The organism is Limisalsivibrio acetivorans (assembly GCF_000421105.1).
GTDB lineage: Bacteria > Chrysiogenota > Deferribacteres > Deferribacterales > Geovibrionaceae > Limisalsivibrio > Limisalsivibrio acetivorans.
In genome coordinates, this window is sequence record NZ_ATWF01000001.1 from 1,071,965 (window position 1) to 1,086,621 (window position 14,657).

At 52.1% G+C, this 14,657-nt stretch carries 14 protein-coding genes; 1 reads left to right on the forward strand and 13 read right to left on the reverse strand.

From position 1 onward, the window contains the following. Genes K300_RS0104925 through K300_RS0104940 form a run of 4 tightly spaced genes read right to left on the reverse strand, consistent with a single transcriptional unit; the run spans position 1 to position 2,564 of the window. Positions 1-420: a secondary thiamine-phosphate synthase enzyme YjbQ gene (locus K300_RS0104925; protein WP_022850557.1), complete on the reverse strand. Its 420-nt coding sequence runs from the start codon at positions 418-420 to the stop codon at positions 1-3. Between the two features lie 19 nt (positions 421-439). After that, positions 440-652 (reverse strand): DUF2905 family protein, encoded by a 213-nt coding sequence (locus K300_RS0104930; RefSeq protein ID WP_026836306.1) that lies wholly within the window; start codon positions 650-652, stop codon positions 440-442. Continuing rightward, entirely contained in the window at positions 652-1,218 is a 567-nt protein-coding gene (locus tag K300_RS0104935) for an epoxyqueuosine reductase QueH (RefSeq protein WP_022850559.1), read from the reverse strand. Before K300_RS0104935 ends, K300_RS0104930 begins: the two co-directional genes overlap by 1 nt. After that, the gene (locus K300_RS0104940; protein ID WP_022850560.1) at positions 1,215-2,564 is read right to left on the reverse strand and encodes a TrpB-like pyridoxal phosphate-dependent enzyme; all 1,350 of its coding nucleotides are present in this window, start codon (positions 2,562-2,564) and stop codon (positions 1,215-1,217) included. The genes K300_RS0104935 and K300_RS0104940 overlap by 4 nt, the downstream gene beginning before the upstream one ends. Before the next feature lie 105 nt (positions 2,565-2,669). Between K300_RS0104940 and K300_RS0104945 the strand changes: the two genes are divergently transcribed. Further along, positions 2,670-3,218, forward strand: coding sequence for a DJ-1 family glyoxalase III (locus K300_RS0104945; protein ID WP_022850561.1), 549 nt, complete (start codon positions 2,670-2,672; stop codon positions 3,216-3,218). Here the strand turns inward: K300_RS0104945 and K300_RS0104950 are convergent. The 9 genes from K300_RS0104950 to K300_RS0104990 all read right to left on the reverse strand — a co-directional run bounded on the left by K300_RS0104950 (position 3,206) and on the right by K300_RS0104990 (position 14,401). After that, positions 3,206-5,128: a transglutaminase TgpA family protein gene (locus tag K300_RS0104950; protein ID WP_022850562.1), complete on the reverse strand. Its 1,923-nt coding sequence runs from the start codon at positions 5,126-5,128 to the stop codon at positions 3,206-3,208. The genes K300_RS0104945 and K300_RS0104950 overlap by 13 nt on opposite strands. After that, positions 5,121-6,026: a DUF58 domain-containing protein gene (locus K300_RS0104955; RefSeq protein ID WP_022850563.1), complete on the reverse strand. Its 906-nt coding sequence runs from the start codon at positions 6,024-6,026 to the stop codon at positions 5,121-5,123. The genes K300_RS0104950 and K300_RS0104955 overlap by 8 nt, the downstream gene beginning before the upstream one ends. Further along, complete coding sequence (locus tag K300_RS0104960; protein WP_022850564.1) at positions 6,023-6,955, reverse strand: AAA family ATPase; 933 nt, start codon at positions 6,953-6,955, stop codon at positions 6,023-6,025. Before K300_RS0104960 ends, K300_RS0104955 begins: the two co-directional genes overlap by 4 nt. A 127-nt stretch (positions 6,956-7,082) precedes the next feature. Next, a complete protein-coding gene (gene glyQ / locus K300_RS0104965) occupies positions 7,083-7,952 on the reverse strand; it encodes a glycine--tRNA ligase subunit alpha (protein WP_022850565.1) in 870 nt (289 codons plus the stop codon). A 49-nt stretch (positions 7,953-8,001) separates the two neighbouring features. Continuing rightward, positions 8,002-9,213 (reverse strand): argininosuccinate synthase, encoded by a 1,212-nt coding sequence (locus K300_RS0104970; protein WP_022850566.1) that lies wholly within the window; start codon positions 9,211-9,213, stop codon positions 8,002-8,004. Positions 9,214-9,241: 28 nt separating this feature from the next. Further along, positions 9,242-10,177, reverse strand: a complete 936-nt coding sequence (gene argF, locus K300_RS0104975) for an ornithine carbamoyltransferase (protein ID WP_022850567.1) — start codon at positions 10,175-10,177, stop codon at positions 9,242-9,244. Continuing rightward, entirely contained in the window at positions 10,174-11,334 is a 1,161-nt protein-coding gene (locus K300_RS0104980) for an aspartate aminotransferase family protein (RefSeq protein ID WP_022850568.1), read from the reverse strand. Before K300_RS0104980 ends, argF begins: the two co-directional genes overlap by 4 nt. 86 nt (positions 11,335-11,420) lie before the next feature. Beyond that, positions 11,421-11,972 (reverse strand): AmmeMemoRadiSam system protein A, encoded by a 552-nt coding sequence (gene amrA, locus K300_RS0104985; RefSeq protein ID WP_022850569.1) that lies wholly within the window; start codon positions 11,970-11,972, stop codon positions 11,421-11,423. A gap of 11 nt (positions 11,973-11,983) precedes the next feature. Beyond that, positions 11,984-14,401: a FapA family protein gene (locus tag K300_RS0104990; RefSeq protein ID WP_022850570.1), complete on the reverse strand. Its 2,418-nt coding sequence runs from the start codon at positions 14,399-14,401 to the stop codon at positions 11,984-11,986. Positions 14,402-14,657: the final 256 nt, after the last annotated feature.

Sequence of the window (14,657 nt, forward strand, 5' to 3'; positions counted from 1 at the left end):
TCATTCTCCTATTATCTTCACAAGAACACGCTTGCGCCTTCTCCCGTCGAACTCTCCGTAGAAGATACACTCCCACGGGCCGAAGTCGAGCTTTCCATCGGATATGGCCACAACAACCTCCCTTCCCATGATCTGCCGTTTATGGTGGGCGTCTCCGTTATCTTCGCCGGTGAGGTTATGGCGGTATCTTGTGAGCGGTTCATGGGGAGCAAGCTCCTCCAGCCACTCCTTATAATCCTGATGCAGGCCGTGTTCGTTGTCGTTTATGAAAACAGAGGCGGTTATGTGCATTGCGTTAACGAGGCAGAGTCCCTCCCGAATCCTGCTCTCCCTGAGAGCATCCTCCACATCGGGGGTTATGTTGACAAACTCCATGCGCTCCTTAGTGTTGAACCAGAGCTCCTTTCTGAATGACTTCATATCCGCCTCCCGTCTGATATTATTTTCTGAAAAAGATATTAAGTATAACAGTTACAACAATACTGATAATAATGGAGGTAACTACAGGAAAATGGAAAGAGAAGTTCTCCTTCTCTATGGAAATGTCGCCGGGGAGTCTGCCCAGACCAAACTTGGATCCGAAAATGAAAACAAAGCCGACGAGGGCAATGACCGCCCCGAAGATGATAAGTAGTCTTCCCATATCCTCCATCATGCCTTCTCCATGCGCTTATTGAATCTGCCCGAGAGCTGTTTGAGGTAGCGGTCCTCTTCGCTGTAGATACAGCCGCAGTATTGCTGGCGGTACATACCCTTTGCCTTGGATACCTCTATACCCTCTTTCCATCCCTCACGGTAGTCCTCGTAATGGAACATGACGCCGTACTTCTTCGCCATCTCCTCGGCGAGGGAGACCATGAGATCGTGATCCTGATACCTGCTGTAGAGAAGGGTGGTTGTGAAGCAGTCGAACTTCCCCCGCTTCGCCGTCCTTGCCGCCTGCTCTATGCGGACGGCATAGCAGTACAGGCATCTGCTCTTCTCTCTGTATGCGGCGTTTCGGACAAACTCCTCAAGGCCGTAGGTCTCATCAATAATTGAGCCTATCCCCTCCTCTTCGTTGAAATCCGCCGCCTGCTCCAGACGTGCATAAAACTCCTGCACAGGGTGGATGTTCGGATTATAGAAGTATGCCGAAATGTCAAACCCCGCCTCCTTAAGCATCCTTACAGGATAAATCGAGCACGGGGCACAGCATTGGTGGAGGAGAATCCTCATTTAACCTCCGGCAGACGCTCCAGAGAGTCCTTAATGGCGGCTTCGGGATACTCGTAGTCCTCGAGCTTGCCTTCCATGTATGATTCGTAGGATGTCATATCAAAATGTCCGTGTCCACTGAGACAGAAGAGTATAGTCTTCTCCTCGCCAGCTTCCTTGCACCTGAGAGCTTCATGGACCACAGCTGCCACTGCGTGGGCGGATTCGGGAGCGGGGATTATACCCTCTTCCTTGGCAAACATGGTTCCATACTTGAACACATCAAGCTGGGGAACGCTCTGGGCACCCACAAGGCCGTGCTTGTAAAGATGGCTTACAATGGGGGAATCGCCGTGGTAGCGCAGACCGCCGGAGTGGATGGCGGGGGGCTCGAAGTCGTGTCCGAGGGTGTACATCTTCATGATGGGGGTAAGCTTCGCCACATCGCCGTAATCGTAGGCGAACTGACCCTTTGTCAGTGTAGGGCAGCTTGAGGGCTCAACGGCTATCGCCTCGATATCCTTACCGTTAATCTTGTCCTGAACGAAGGGGAAGGCGATGCCTGCGAAGTTTGAACCGCCGCCGCAGGAGGCGTACACTACATCGGGGTATTCATTAACCTTCTCGAGCTGCTTCTTCGCCTCAAGGCCGATAACAGTCTGGTGCAGACAGACGTGGTTGAGAACCGAACCGAGTGCGTAGTTGGTATCCGCACGGCTGGCCGCCTCCTCCACAGCTTCACTGATGGCAAGACCGAGGCTTCCGTTGCTGTCGGGGTTCTTTGCGAGCATTGCACGTCCGGCGTTTGTAAGCTCGGAGGGGCTGGGGATAACCTCGGCACCGAACATCTTCATGAAGCTCTTCCTATAGGGCTTCTGATGATAGCTTACCTTAACCATGAACACACGGCACTCCATCTCGAACTGGGCGCATGCGTAGCTGAGTGCACTACCCCACTGCCCTGCTCCGGTCTCGGTGGAGAGCTTCTTGATGCCGTGCTTTAGGTTATAGTATGCCTGGGGAACGGCTGTATTGGTTTTATGGCTTCCTGCGGGGGAAACGCCTTCGTATTTAAAATATATCTTTGCGGGAGTGCCGAGGAGCTTCTCCAGTCTGGTGGCTCTCATCAGGGGTGAGGGTCTCCAGATAGAAAGGATGTCCATCACCTCTTCGGGGATATCAAACCATCGCTGGGTACTCATCTCCTGCTCTATGAGTGCGGGGGGGAAGATAGCCTGCATCTCCTCAAAGGTTGCGGGCTGACCCGTTGCGGGGCTTATGGGGGGAACCATAGGCTCGGGGAGATCCGCCATTATATTGTACCACTGCTTGGGAATTTCGTTTTTATCCAGATAGATCCGTTCCATGTATCTGATACCTCCGATTAGTTGTGTGCGCTACACTTTTCGCCATTGTAGGTTAACTTGATAATGTTTTCAATATATTATACCCTTCTGAAAAAGGAGGCAGTCATGGCGAAAGCAGTAATAATTCTGGCGGACGGCTTTGAGGAGATCGAGGCGTTGAGCGTGATCGATATCCTCAGAAGGGCCAAGATCGACATCAAAACAGCCGCCATCCGTGACGGCTATGTGGAAAGCGCCCGCGGTGTCAGGGTAATAGCAGATGTTTCTATCGATGACGTCAAGCTAGAGGATTATGCGGCCATAATCCTCCCCGGCGGCCAGCCCGGTGCGGACAACCTTAGTGCGGATCAGCGTGTGCGGGATCTTCTGCAGAGGTTTTATGATGCGGACCAGCTTGTCTGCGCGATCTGCGCCGCTCCATTCATTCTGGCGGATATGGGAATCCTCGACGGAAAGCGTGCCACATGCTACCCCGCCTATGCGGAGAGGCTCGTTAACGCAAAATATCTGGAGGATCCTGTGGTTGAGGACGGCAACGTCATCACCAGCAGAGGACCTGCCACAGCACCCGACTTCGGCTTCAAGATAGCCGAGAGGATGGTGGACAGAAGGATGAGCGATACCCTCAAAAAGGCAATGCTCTACGAATCCTGATTAATATCTGCGGGGGAGAGGGATTTTATAAGCTCCCTTATCTCCCGCTCATCATCCTGGGTAAGCTTATCCTTTCCATATACCGAGGCGTTCAGCCTGTCAGCTATCATCAAGGCTCCTTCGGAGTCCAGCCTGAGAGCATACTCCCTTAAACCTTCACCTCTACCCCTGATATAACCCAGCTTAGCGCCCTTCGATGCGAAGGCATCAGCCAGATGTTTCTCCGCACTTTTGCGCCCCCTTCGGCGCCTGAGGGCGAAGAGCACCAACACAACCGCTCCCCCCGCTCCGGTGATAACTATAAGAAACCGTACAGCACCCCCCTTAAGGTTTATCTCAGGATCCTTGATGATGGAGGCGGCCTCACGAATGAGTGCCAGCTGCTTGCCGAAATCGTAGTTAATGATAAATGCGTTCCAGTAGTAGTTTATGCTGTCCATCATCAGCTTTATGCGCTGGAGGATGCTTCGGTCTATATTGGGTGTAAAGACCTCCGATGATGCGGGGGTGGGGTCTATCCTGAGCCACCCTTTGCCCTTAACATAAGCCTCTACCCAGACGTGGGCGTTCTTCTGGGGGACGATATAGTATCCGGCGGCCTCGTTGTATGTTCCACCCCGGTAACCCCCGACGAGCCTTGTGGGAACGCCCGCATTGCGGAGGATGAGGCCCGCTGTGGAGGCGTAGAACTCACAGTTGCCCCTCTTTGCATCGAAGATGAAGGAGCTGAGCGCATTATAGCCGGAGGGGAGATCCCTTGTGGCATACTCGTAGCCATTCCTTATGAAATAGCTCTGCACGTGCTTTATAAGTTCCTCACCATTCCTGCCGCCGGCGGCCTTCCGGGCAAAGGTGCGTACATCCTCACTGAGGGTATCGGGGAGTGCGGTGTACCTCTCATTGTCAATATTTTCGTCTGGGAGGTACTTGTCCAGAGACGAAAAAACGTCGTACTCGATCCGCCTCGTTATCTCACGCCTGTTTATGAAAGTAAGGTCGTGGGAGCGGTTACGGTGGGCGATCACCATCGTATAAGGTCTGTCGAGACCGAAGAGGTAACGTTCCCCGTAGGGCTCTAGATAAACCTTCTGCTCAACTACCCTCTTCGGGCTTCGCAGGGTTATCCCCCCTCTGCCGCCGGAGGATTTCCAGTTGATGCCGTCATACTCATCAAGGACAACACCCCGCCAGTAAAGATCATTATTGGCTGTCTTATCCATCTTCACACGCATGATGATCCTTGAATCATCCTGTATATCCGATACATCTCCAAGCCCCACACTGTCCGAGAAGCCTGTCATGCCGGCGCCTTTGTTGTTCAGGAAATTCATGAGCGGGTAGTTCGTTCTGGGGAGTACAACGAAGAGGAGCGCCGCTACGGGGATGGATATAAGGGGGATTGGAAGGGTTCTGAGGATAATCCGCATAACCTCCCCCTTTCTCAGAGCTATTCGCACATCCTCGGCCATATATGTGAGAAAAACCACGGCTGCGGAGACGAGGAAGAAAACCACAGCCAGATAGATAATGAACATGATAGAAAGGCTTACAAGGGCGGAACCGGCAAGCATGAATACTGCGATCATATATATCTGCATGTAGTCACGAAATTTCTTGTCCGTCTCTATGAACTTCACCGCCTGTATCAGTATGAGCGCCTCTAGCGATGGAAGCACCATGTTGTCCATATTGATCCGCAGCAGAGTGAAACCGATAACGATTACGGAGATTGTGTTAAGCAGATAGCGGGGTAGCACCGTTCTGCCGAGCTCCGTAAGCCATGCAGAGAGGCCGAGGCAGAAGAAGAATATCACCGTATAGACGGCGTTAACGTGTGGTATCAGCGGTATTACAGATACTGCGCCGATCATGTATGTAAGGAGGTAGACTATCCTTGAAGCCTCAATCATAGAGTGCCAGCTCCTTGAGCATGCTCAGCCTGTGGGTTCTCCCTGAAACGGGGGGAAAGGTTTTCGAAGGCATCCTGAGCCCCACAGGTGTACCCTTTGCGCTCAGTCCGTTTATAATCCATACGGCGCAGGAGAGTTTGTGCTCCAGATCCCCCATAATCGAGGAGAAATCAATGATTACAGGGGGAACCGTGAGGGCTGAAAGCTCCTTCACCTTAACAACCCCTGTTCTGGCGGTCGCCTTCCAGTGGATATAACGTAGGGGATCGCCGGAGATGTAATCCCTTATGGACAGCAGTTCGGAGTCAAACCCCCTTGTCTCTGAATCTGTCTCACCCTTCTCCTCCCTCTTCCAGCGGGCATCCGCCGGAACCGGACAGCTTACGGGAGCGGGGAACACCAGAGCGGAGGGCTTTGAGTCATCATCGAAATTCTTAAACCTTATAAAGAAGTTAAAAGGAAAAACCGAAGATATCCAGACATCATGGAGCTTCACCTCCCCCCTTCTTTCGAAGTTAAGCTCCATAAACCGGGAATCGGATGCACCCGTTTCCACAAAGGGGAAGAGGACATTCTGATCGTTCACATGGATGCGTATGAGAAAAACCGGGAGGAACTTCCGGTTGTTTTTGAGACGAACCTCCACGGGTGTGCTTCTTCCTGCATAGACCTCATCGGGGAAGATAAGCTCTATCTCCAGCTCCTTAAGGTTGTTCACCCCGAAGAAACCGGAAACACCCATAAAGCCGAGCATTATGGCAACTATTATATAAACAAGGTTGTTGGCGGTGTTAACAGCTCCGAAGCCCATTATGATGGTGAGGGTAATATATATCCACCCTGCCTTCTTTATCCGTATAACACCGGGGGCTCCGGGCTTCTTCACCCTTTTCTTCATACGGGTATTTCCACCTCGTCCACCAGCGCTTTTATGAAATTCTCACGGCTCTGACCGGTGAACTCATCGCTGAACAGAACCCTGTGGGTTATGATATTGGTGCAAAGCTCCTTGATATCCTCGGGGATAACGTAATCACGCCCCTGAAACCATGCATTTGCCCTTGCCAGACGTGTCATAAACAGCGTCGCCCTTGTGGAAAGCCCCGCACGGAGGAACTTGCTCCCCCTTGTGGCATCGGCGATATCGAGGATGTAGTCCATCATCGTATCCGAAAGATCCACATCTGTCTCTATCTCTTTCTGGGTCTCCAGAATCTCTTCAAGGGCTGTCATCGGCTCTATCCCGTAAAGATCACTCCGCCTGCTCCCCCCTTTGAGGATTATCCGCTCCGCCTCCCTGCCGGGGTAGCCGAGGCTTATCTTCATCATAAAACGATCTAGCTGTGATTCCGGCAGCGGGAAGGTTCCGAACTGATCAAGGGGGTTCTGGGTGGCGATAACGAAGAAAGGGCTGGGGAGCTTGTGGGTTATACCCTCCACTGTAACCTGCTTCTCACCCATCGCCTCAAGGAGAGCACTCTGGGTTTTGGGGGTGGCTCTGTTTATCTCGTCCACAAGGACAATGTTGTGGAATATGGGTCCGGGCTGGAACTCGAACCTGCTGGTATCTTTATTGAATACGGAAAGTCCCGTAACATCTGTGGGGAGAAGGTCGTTGGTGCACTGGATACGCCCGAAGCTCAGCCCCAGCGACTTGGCGATGCCGATGGCCAGAGTCGTCTTCCCCAGACCGGGCAAATCCTCAATGAGAAGGTGTCCTCTGGTGAAGAAGGTGAGCAGGGAAAGGCGCAACCCTTCGTCCTTCCCGTGTAGATACTGGCCGAGGAACTGCATTATGGAGTTTATCTTCTGATTATGTATGCTCATTGGCGGATTCCCCCTTTCGATAATTCTAACATGTATAAACACAAATTTAAGACAAATGAAAATGAGTTAAAGGGGGAATAGAAAAGCCCTCTTCCTAGAAAGAGGGCTCCGGGATATTTTTGTTCGCTTATTTCTTTATGAGGGGGAAGCCCATGCTCTCCCGAAGTTCCAGATAGCTCTCGGCACAGCTCTTCGCAAGGTTTCTCACCCTGCCGATATAGCCGGTACGCTCGGTAACGCTGATTGCGTTTCTCGCATCCAGAAGATTGAAGGTGTGGGAGCACTTGAGGCAGTAGTCATAGGCGGGCAGAGGGTAGCCCTGCTCCACCACACGGAGGCACTCCTTCTCATACATATCGAAGAGCTTGAAGAGCATATCCGTATCGGCTATCTCGAAGTTGTAGCCGGAGTACTGCACCTCGTTGCGGTGATAAACATCGCCGTAGGTAACGTTTTTGTTCCACTGGAGGTCAAACACCGATTCCACACCCTGCAGGTACATGCAGATCCGCTCAAGGCCGTAGGTTATCTCACCTGAAACGGGCTTGAGATCAATACCGCCTGCCTGCTGGAAGTAGGTGAACTGGGTGATCTCCATTCCGTCCAGCCATACCTCCCAGCCTAGCCCCCATGCGCCGAGGGTGGGGGATTCCCAGTCATCCTCAACGAAGCGTATGTCGTGCTCCTCGGGCTTGATGCCGAGGTAGCGCAGACTCTCCAGATAAAGCTCCTGAATGTTGTCCGGTGAGGGTTTGAGGATAACCTGAAACTGGTAGTAGTGCTGAAGACGGTTCGGGTTCTCGCCGTAGCGTCCGTCTGTGGGTCTCCTGCTGGGCTCAACGTATGCCACATTCCATGGCTCGGGGCCGAGGCAGTAGAGGAAGGTTGCGGGGTTGAATGTACCTGCGCCCACCTCTATATCGTAGGGCTGATAAAGGACACAGCCGTTTTCGCTCCAGAATTTCTGCAGATTCAGTATTACGTCCTGAAAGTACATATCTGCTCCTTATTTAAAGAAAAAGGGGAGATAGTCCTCCCCTAGCTGTTTATTTTTTTGCCCTGAGGGCGTGGGTTCTCAGGGGTAGTGCATGGAGTTTGATGAAACCGTTCGCATCGGTCTGGTCGTATGCGCCCTTATCATCATCCATGGAAACCACCATCATGTCGTAGAGGGAACGCTCGCTCTCTCTTCCTGTGCAGGTGATGTTCCCCTTGTAAAGCTCGAGCTTCACCTTTCCTGTTACGAACTTCTGGGATTCGTTGAGGAACGCCATGAGGCAGTCCATCTCACTGCAGTACCAGTATCCGTTGTAAACGAGCTGGGCGAATCTGGGCATAAGGGTGTCCTTGAGGTTGATGAGGCTTCCCTCAACGGTGAGCCCTTCGAGATCCCTGTGGGCGGCCATGAGGATGGTTCCGCCGGGGGTTTCATAAACGCCTCTGGACTTCATGCCCACGTATCTGCTCTCAACGATGTCAACCCTGCCCACACCGTGCTTGCCGCCAATGCGGTTAAGCTCTGTGAGCATATCTGCGGGGGAGAGAGCCTTGCCGTTAAGCTTAACGGCCTCACCCTTATCGAACTCAAGCTCGATAACCTCAGCCTCATCGGGGGCCTTCTTGGGGTCCGTTGTATACTCGAACATCTCCTCGGGGGGGCATTTTGCGGGGTCCTCAAGGACGCCTGCCTCGAAGCTGATGTGCATGAGGTTGTCGTCACTGCTCCAGGGCTGTTCGGCTGTGGCTTTAACGGGGATACCGTGCTCCTCCGCGAACTCCATAGCCTCTTTACGACCCTTGATCTTATTGAAGAATTCGGGGATACGCCACGGAACTATGCACTCAAGCTCAGGATCGAGTGCAGCCATGGAAAGCTCGAAGCGAACCTGGTCGTTACCCTTGCCCGTTGCACCGTGGGAGAGGTACTTGGCGCCCGTCTTGTGGGCGACATCCACCATACCCTTGGCGATGATAGGCCTTGCGAGGGATGTACCCAGAAGGTAGCGACCCTCGTAGAGTGCGTTGAATTTGATGGAAGGATAAACGAAATCCTTCACGAACTCCTCTTTAAGATCGAGGCAGTGGAAATCCACTGCTCCGGAGCTCATTGCCTTCTCCCTGATTGGTTCGGGATCATCTATCTGACCGAGGTCTGCCACATAGGCCACAACGTCATAACCTTTGAGCTGAAGCCACTTGAGAATTACAGATGTGTCAAGGCCGCCAGAATAGGCGAGAACAACCTTTTCCCTGCTCATAACTTTATTTCCTCCAAAGTTGAGTATATCACTTACTGCGCTGAGCCATAAGCTCAACCATGATAGCTTTCTGTGCGTGGAGCCTGTTTTCCGCCTCATCAAAGACAATCGACTGCTCAGACTCAAAAACCTCTTCGCTCACCTCTTCGCCGAGATGTGCGGGGAGGCAGTGCATAAAAACGGTTTTCTTCTTCCCTGTGGCTTCCATGAGCTTTTTGTCCACGGTGAAGCCGGAGAATGCCTTGACCCTTTCAGTCGCCTCATCCTCCTGACCCATGCTCGCCCAGACATCGGTGTAGATAACATCCGCATCCTTAACCGCCTCAAGGGGGTCGTTGGTGGTCATTATCACGGAGCCGTTCTTTTCCGCTTCCTTCCTCGCCTCTTCCACAACACCAGCGGGGCACTCGTACCCCTTGGGGGTTGCCACTGCGAAATCGATGCCGAACTTTGCCGCACCGAAGAGCCATGAGTTCGCCATATTGTTTCCATCGCCCAGGTAGGCGACCTTAACGTCGTAAGTGCCGAAGCGTTCGTATATAGTCTGAACATCCGCCATAACCTGGCAGGGGTGGAAATCATCGCTTAGACCGTTTATCACAGGCACGCTGGCATGCCTTGCAAGCTCCTCCAGCTTGGAGTGCTCGAAGGTACGTATCATAATCCCGTCCACATAACGGGAGAGTGTGCGGGCTGTGTCTGCAACAGTCTCTCCCCGCCCCAGCTGTATATCGTTCTTGCTGAGGAAAAGGGGATATCCCCCAAGCTCATAGAATCCCACTTCAAAGGAGACCCTTGTTCTTGTGGATGATTTCTCGAATATCAGCGCAAGCTTCTGCCCCTCGAGGTGGTGATGCTTAACGCCCTCGTTTCTCTCTTTCTTAAGGCGCACAGCATCATCGATGAGCTTCTTAAGCTCCTCCTTGCTCCAGTCCTTAAGGGTTAAAAAATCTCTTTTACTCAAAACTCTCCTCCGGCAAGGACCTTCTCCATACGGGCAAGACCCTCATCAAGATCCCTGCGGTCTATATTAAGAGGCGGATAGACCCTCATAGTCTCATGCCCTGCGGGGAGAACCAAGAGCTTCTCCTCCATGCAGGCCTTGACGAAGTCCGCCATTCTTTCCTCAAACTGAACACCCAGAAGCATCCCTTCCCCACGAACGGTGAATTTCGGTGAGGGGAAAATCTCCTTTAGCCTGTCCTTCATGTATCTGCCCGTTTCACGAACACCTTTAAGAAAATCCTCATCCATAGCATCCAGAACAGCAATACCCGCCGCACAGGCGAGATAATTCCCGCCAAAGGTTGTGCCGTGGGTTCCGGGGATAAAATACTCCGCAACATCACCCCTAGCAACAGCCGCACCGATGGGCACACCATTGCCGAGTGCCTTCGCCACGGTCATTATATCCGGCTCAACACCGAAATGCTCATAACCGAACATCCTTCCGGTTCTTCCTATGCCGGTCTGTATCTCATCAAAGATGAGGAGTATATCCTTCTTGGTACAGTATGCCCGAAGCCTCTCAAGGAAGCCCCTCTCTATGGGGATAACGCCCCCTTCACCCTGCCACAGCTCCACCATAATGGCGGCTACATCTCCGCTGTCCGCAATGCGGCGCACGGATTCGAAATCGTTCATCGGCACATGGGTGAAGAAGTCCGCAATGGGACGGAAGCCTTCGTGTATCTTCTCCTGACCGGTGGCGGAAAGTGTCGCATAGGTTCTGCCGTGGAAGGAGTTCTTCATGGTGATTACACGGTGTCGCAGGCCTTCGTATCTGCGGTTTCCGTAAATGCGGGCCAGCTTTATCGCCGCCTCGTTCGCCTCCGCTCCGGAGTTGCAGAAGAAAACACGTCCGCCGGTGGATAGCTCTGACAGACGTCTGCCGAGCTCCTCCTGAAGCGGGTTCCCGTATAGATTGGAGGTGTGGATGAGCGTTCCCGCCTGCTCCGCAACGGCCTTTGAAACCGCCGGATGGGAATGCCCAAGATTCACGACACTGATACCGCAGCCGAAGTCGAGATACTCGCTCCCCTGCTCATCATAAAGCCTGCACCCCTCGCCTTTTACGAAGGATACGCCGTATCTGCCGTAATTGCCTATAAGTTGAGACATATATATTACCCCCGGGCAAAAGAGTATAAAAGCATATTACAAAGATTTCTTCAAGAGGTTATTGGATGCCCTCTGCGCAGGCTGTTTCAGTCGTTTTCGCCGAAAACCACAGCCTCGAATCGGAAGAGCTCGATCGTCTCATTCCTCCATGTGTCGGGTGACAGCCCCGCCTTGACGCATGTCTGGGAGAGGAAGGTTTCTGCATCCCACCCCTGCTCAATAGCAACCTGGGGGAGCAGAACGCCTCTGCTATGACCCTTTACCACATAAAGGCCGTCACGCCCCACGTGGATATCCTCAACAGAGTTTAAGGGCATCATAGGGCTGAGTACAGAGATCTCGAAATCTATGAATGGAAGTGCATCCGCCTCCAAAGAGGGGAAGCGGGGATCGGAGAAGGCAGCCTGATACGCCATCTCCTTTACATTCTGGTCTATCTTAATATCGTCCCGGAAGTTGCCTATGCATCCCCTGAGACGGCCGTCCCTGTGGAGGGTTACGAAACAGCCGCTGTTGAAGCCCAGCTCTTCGGGAACCTCCGGATATTCCGGCTTTCTGTCCTCCAGCTCTGCGGAAACAGCCTCTCGGGCTGTTTTTAGAAGTACCTTTCTGCTTTCATCCGAAAGTGTAAATTTCATTGAACAGCCTCCTATATACCTTTGATAACAACCTTTCCGCCATCGGAGAAGAACTCCATCTTCCCTTCGTACTCCTCCTTTGAAACGAAAACACTGTTACCTATTCTAACAGACACATCGCCGTAGAGAAACCTGCGTACTTTTACAGTCTCACGAAAATCATCATCCCGTTCGTCGTAGTCCGCCGTAACATTCTCAAGGCGAACCTCTGTTTCGGCTATATACTCCTCAAGGTGCTTCATCTTATCGGTCAACAGCCTGTATTCCCTGTCATCGGCGGCGTTATCCTCGGAACCGCACCGTATCACGATCTGCTTCATCTGCCGCTTAACAGATGCCAGAGCCGCCTCCGTCTCTTCATTACGGTGCTGGAGCTCCTCCATTCTCTGCTTAAGCTCCAATGCAGTCCTTACCAACACGGTTATGGATGTTCTTACGTAGGGATTAGTCCCGGCTATATTCACCTCAACTGAAGTTCCCGCCTGTATGGTCGAGCCCACAACGCTCCCGTTTCCGGTTTTGCATTTCAGGTGGCGCCCGCATTTCACATCGGAATTTCGTATATAGTTGAATGCGGTGATGTTTCTCCCCGCCTCGGCGGTTACGTCCTGCAGGAAATCCGCCTTTATATCCCTGAGGGCGTGGATCTCCCCCTTCTCCTTACCAAACACGCCGGACTTCACGAATACAGAGCCTCTCAAGGACTCCACATATGCTCCTTCCACAACTCCATGGACCTTTATATCCCCCCCGGCGGATACCATGAAATCGGGGAGGACGTTGCCTCGTATGATGATATCACCACGGTAGCGGACATTGCCTGTGCTGTAGTCCACATCGCCGTTTATTATTATAAGCTCTTTGATATGGACCTTGCCGTGCTCCATCATAATCTGCCCGTCTATGGAGGCGAGAAGCTTAAGGCCATCCTGGGAAACGTAGGTTTTTGCGCCGATGGGGAGCTTTTTGTCACGCCCTTTCTTCGCCTCAATGGGTGTGTTGAAAACGGTTTTGCCAGGTGCACCTTCTGTGGCTGGTATCTTAAGGCAGAGCACATCACCCGCCGCACTCTCCTGAATGGAGTGGATCTCCTTGAAATCCACGTCCCCATCCTCAAGAACCTTGGGGCGGAGGAGGTTCTCCTTCTCGAAGAAGTAGTGTATCCATGCGTCCTCGCCGTCCACGGGCTTAACACCTCTGGCAACAGGTATATCCTGCCTGCCTGTATCGAGAACCTGTCTAACGGCCTGCCGGTCTATCCCGAAACGTACACCGTTCTTTTTGAGATGGAATACAGCCTCGTCAACGCTCACGGCAGGGAGTATGGAAAACTTAAGGTACGCTTCCATGGAATCCGCCGTTACCTCGATATCTATATCGCTGAGTGAAACCGGATCGCATTTCTTAAAGGCCAGCCCCACGGGGTGCGCCTTGCCGTCCGCATGGCGTATACAATCGGCGATGCGCTCCAGGTCGTAGTTGAAGATGTTTTCCTCGAGGAAGCGTTTCTCTATCTCCTCAATATTTGCCTTGGAGGCCATGATGGGGCTGATGGTCATGTACGCCTCATCATCCCGCATCTCGAACTTATAGGGGGCTCTGTGACTGACCCTCTGTCTCCCTCCGGAGTCCGCAAGGCGGAAGTCGTCTATCACTTCATCAAAGGATGCGTACCTGTCTTCCGGTGCTATGCTGAGACACTTTTCAAGGATATGGGAGTATTTGCCCGCCTCGGGGGAGATATAATCGGGCTTAACGAGCTCTCCGCTGAGGATGTTGCGGATAGTCTTCTCCACCTTTTTCCCCTTGAAGGGTACTGTCCCTGTAAGAATCATATAGGCGCAGCAACCGAACTGAAAGATATCCCCCTTCTTCGCATCGGGCCTTCCACGCAGTTCTTCGGGTGTTATAAAAAGGGGCGCCTCACTGGAGAAACCGAACTCGCTGAGCAGGGCCTCCTTGACGAAGTATCTGCGCAGATCGAAGAAGTCGAGCTTAACACGGCCGTCATCGAGGATATAAACGGAATCGGTGTAAAGGTTTCTGTGCTGAATCCCTGCGGAATGGGCATAGGAAAGGATATCGAGCATACTGCGGACTATCCCCGTTTTCTCCTCCGGTTCGAGATCCTCCACAGCCGAAAGGGAGAGGACGCTGTCAGGGGTATCGATATATTCATGGACGCTGAAGGCATCATCGCCGTCGGTGCCGTAATCCAGAACCGAGAGAATCCCCGGATGCCCAAGTCGTCCGGCACTTTTCATGAAGCGGACAAAGCGGGAGTTGAGGTCGCCGGAGGCTCCGTTTTCGACGATCCGGATTATTGTTTTTCTGTCAAATTTTGAGTCGAAACCTTCGTAAGCTCCACCGCCCGGAGTTCTTGCAATGTAGCCTCCGAGGAGGTACCTGTCCTTAAGCCTTCTTGCCATAATTATAGATTAATCCATTTTTCTTTTTTATCAGCATAAACTAAAGCTATAATGTATGGCAACAGGACAATAATAACACGGCGTCTAAAATCGCAATATAACAGGGTTTTCATTTTTGAGCTGAACTTCGGCTTAGAAAAAATCGCATTTTCTTCCAGAACATTATGATTTGCCAATGTATATTGTATACAATATGTTTGACATGGAATGGTAATTGTGATAGATAATTTTTGGAATAATTTAACAATGTTTGTTT

What these genes read in the sequence shown, in the direction of transcription:
- K300_RS0104945 (WP_022850561.1), top strand. Translation starts at nt 2,670, where the DNA reads ATGGCGAAAGCAGTAATAATTCTGGCGGACGGCTTTGAGGAGATCGAG.
- K300_RS0104935 (WP_022850559.1), bottom strand. Translation starts at nt 1,218, where the DNA reads ATGAGGATTCTCCTCCACCAATGCTGTGCCCCGTGCTCGATTTATCCT.
- K300_RS0104960 (WP_022850564.1), bottom strand. Translation starts at nt 6,955, where the DNA reads ATGAGCATACATAATCAGAAGATAAACTCCATAATGCAGTTCCTCGGC.
- K300_RS0104930 (WP_026836306.1), bottom strand. Translation starts at nt 652, where the DNA reads ATGGAGGATATGGGAAGACTACTTATCATCTTCGGGGCGGTCATTGCC.
- K300_RS0104970 (WP_022850566.1), bottom strand. Translation starts at nt 9,213, where the DNA reads ATGAGCAGGGAAAAGGTTGTTCTCGCCTATTCTGGCGGCCTTGACACA.
- K300_RS0104990 (WP_022850570.1), bottom strand. Translation starts at nt 14,401, where the DNA reads ATGGCAAGAAGGCTTAAGGACAGGTACCTCCTCGGAGGCTACATTGCA.
- K300_RS0104955 (WP_022850563.1), bottom strand. Translation starts at nt 6,026, where the DNA reads ATGAAGAAAAGGGTGAAGAAGCCCGGAGCCCCCGGTGTTATACGGATA.
- K300_RS0104980 (WP_022850568.1), bottom strand. Translation starts at nt 11,334, where the DNA reads ATGTCTCAACTTATAGGCAATTACGGCAGATACGGCGTATCCTTCGTA.
- K300_RS0104950 (WP_022850562.1), bottom strand. Translation starts at nt 5,128, where the DNA reads ATGATTGAGGCTTCAAGGATAGTCTACCTCCTTACATACATGATCGGC.
- amrA (WP_022850569.1), bottom strand. Translation starts at nt 11,972, where the DNA reads ATGAAATTTACACTTTCGGATGAAAGCAGAAAGGTACTTCTAAAAACA.
- K300_RS0104940 (WP_022850560.1), bottom strand. Translation starts at nt 2,564, where the DNA reads ATGGAACGGATCTATCTGGATAAAAACGAAATTCCCAAGCAGTGGTAC.
- K300_RS0104925 (WP_022850557.1), bottom strand. Translation starts at nt 420, where the DNA reads ATGAAGTCATTCAGAAAGGAGCTCTGGTTCAACACTAAGGAGCGCATG.
- glyQ (WP_022850565.1), bottom strand. Translation starts at nt 7,952, where the DNA reads ATGTACTTTCAGGACGTAATACTGAATCTGCAGAAATTCTGGAGCGAA.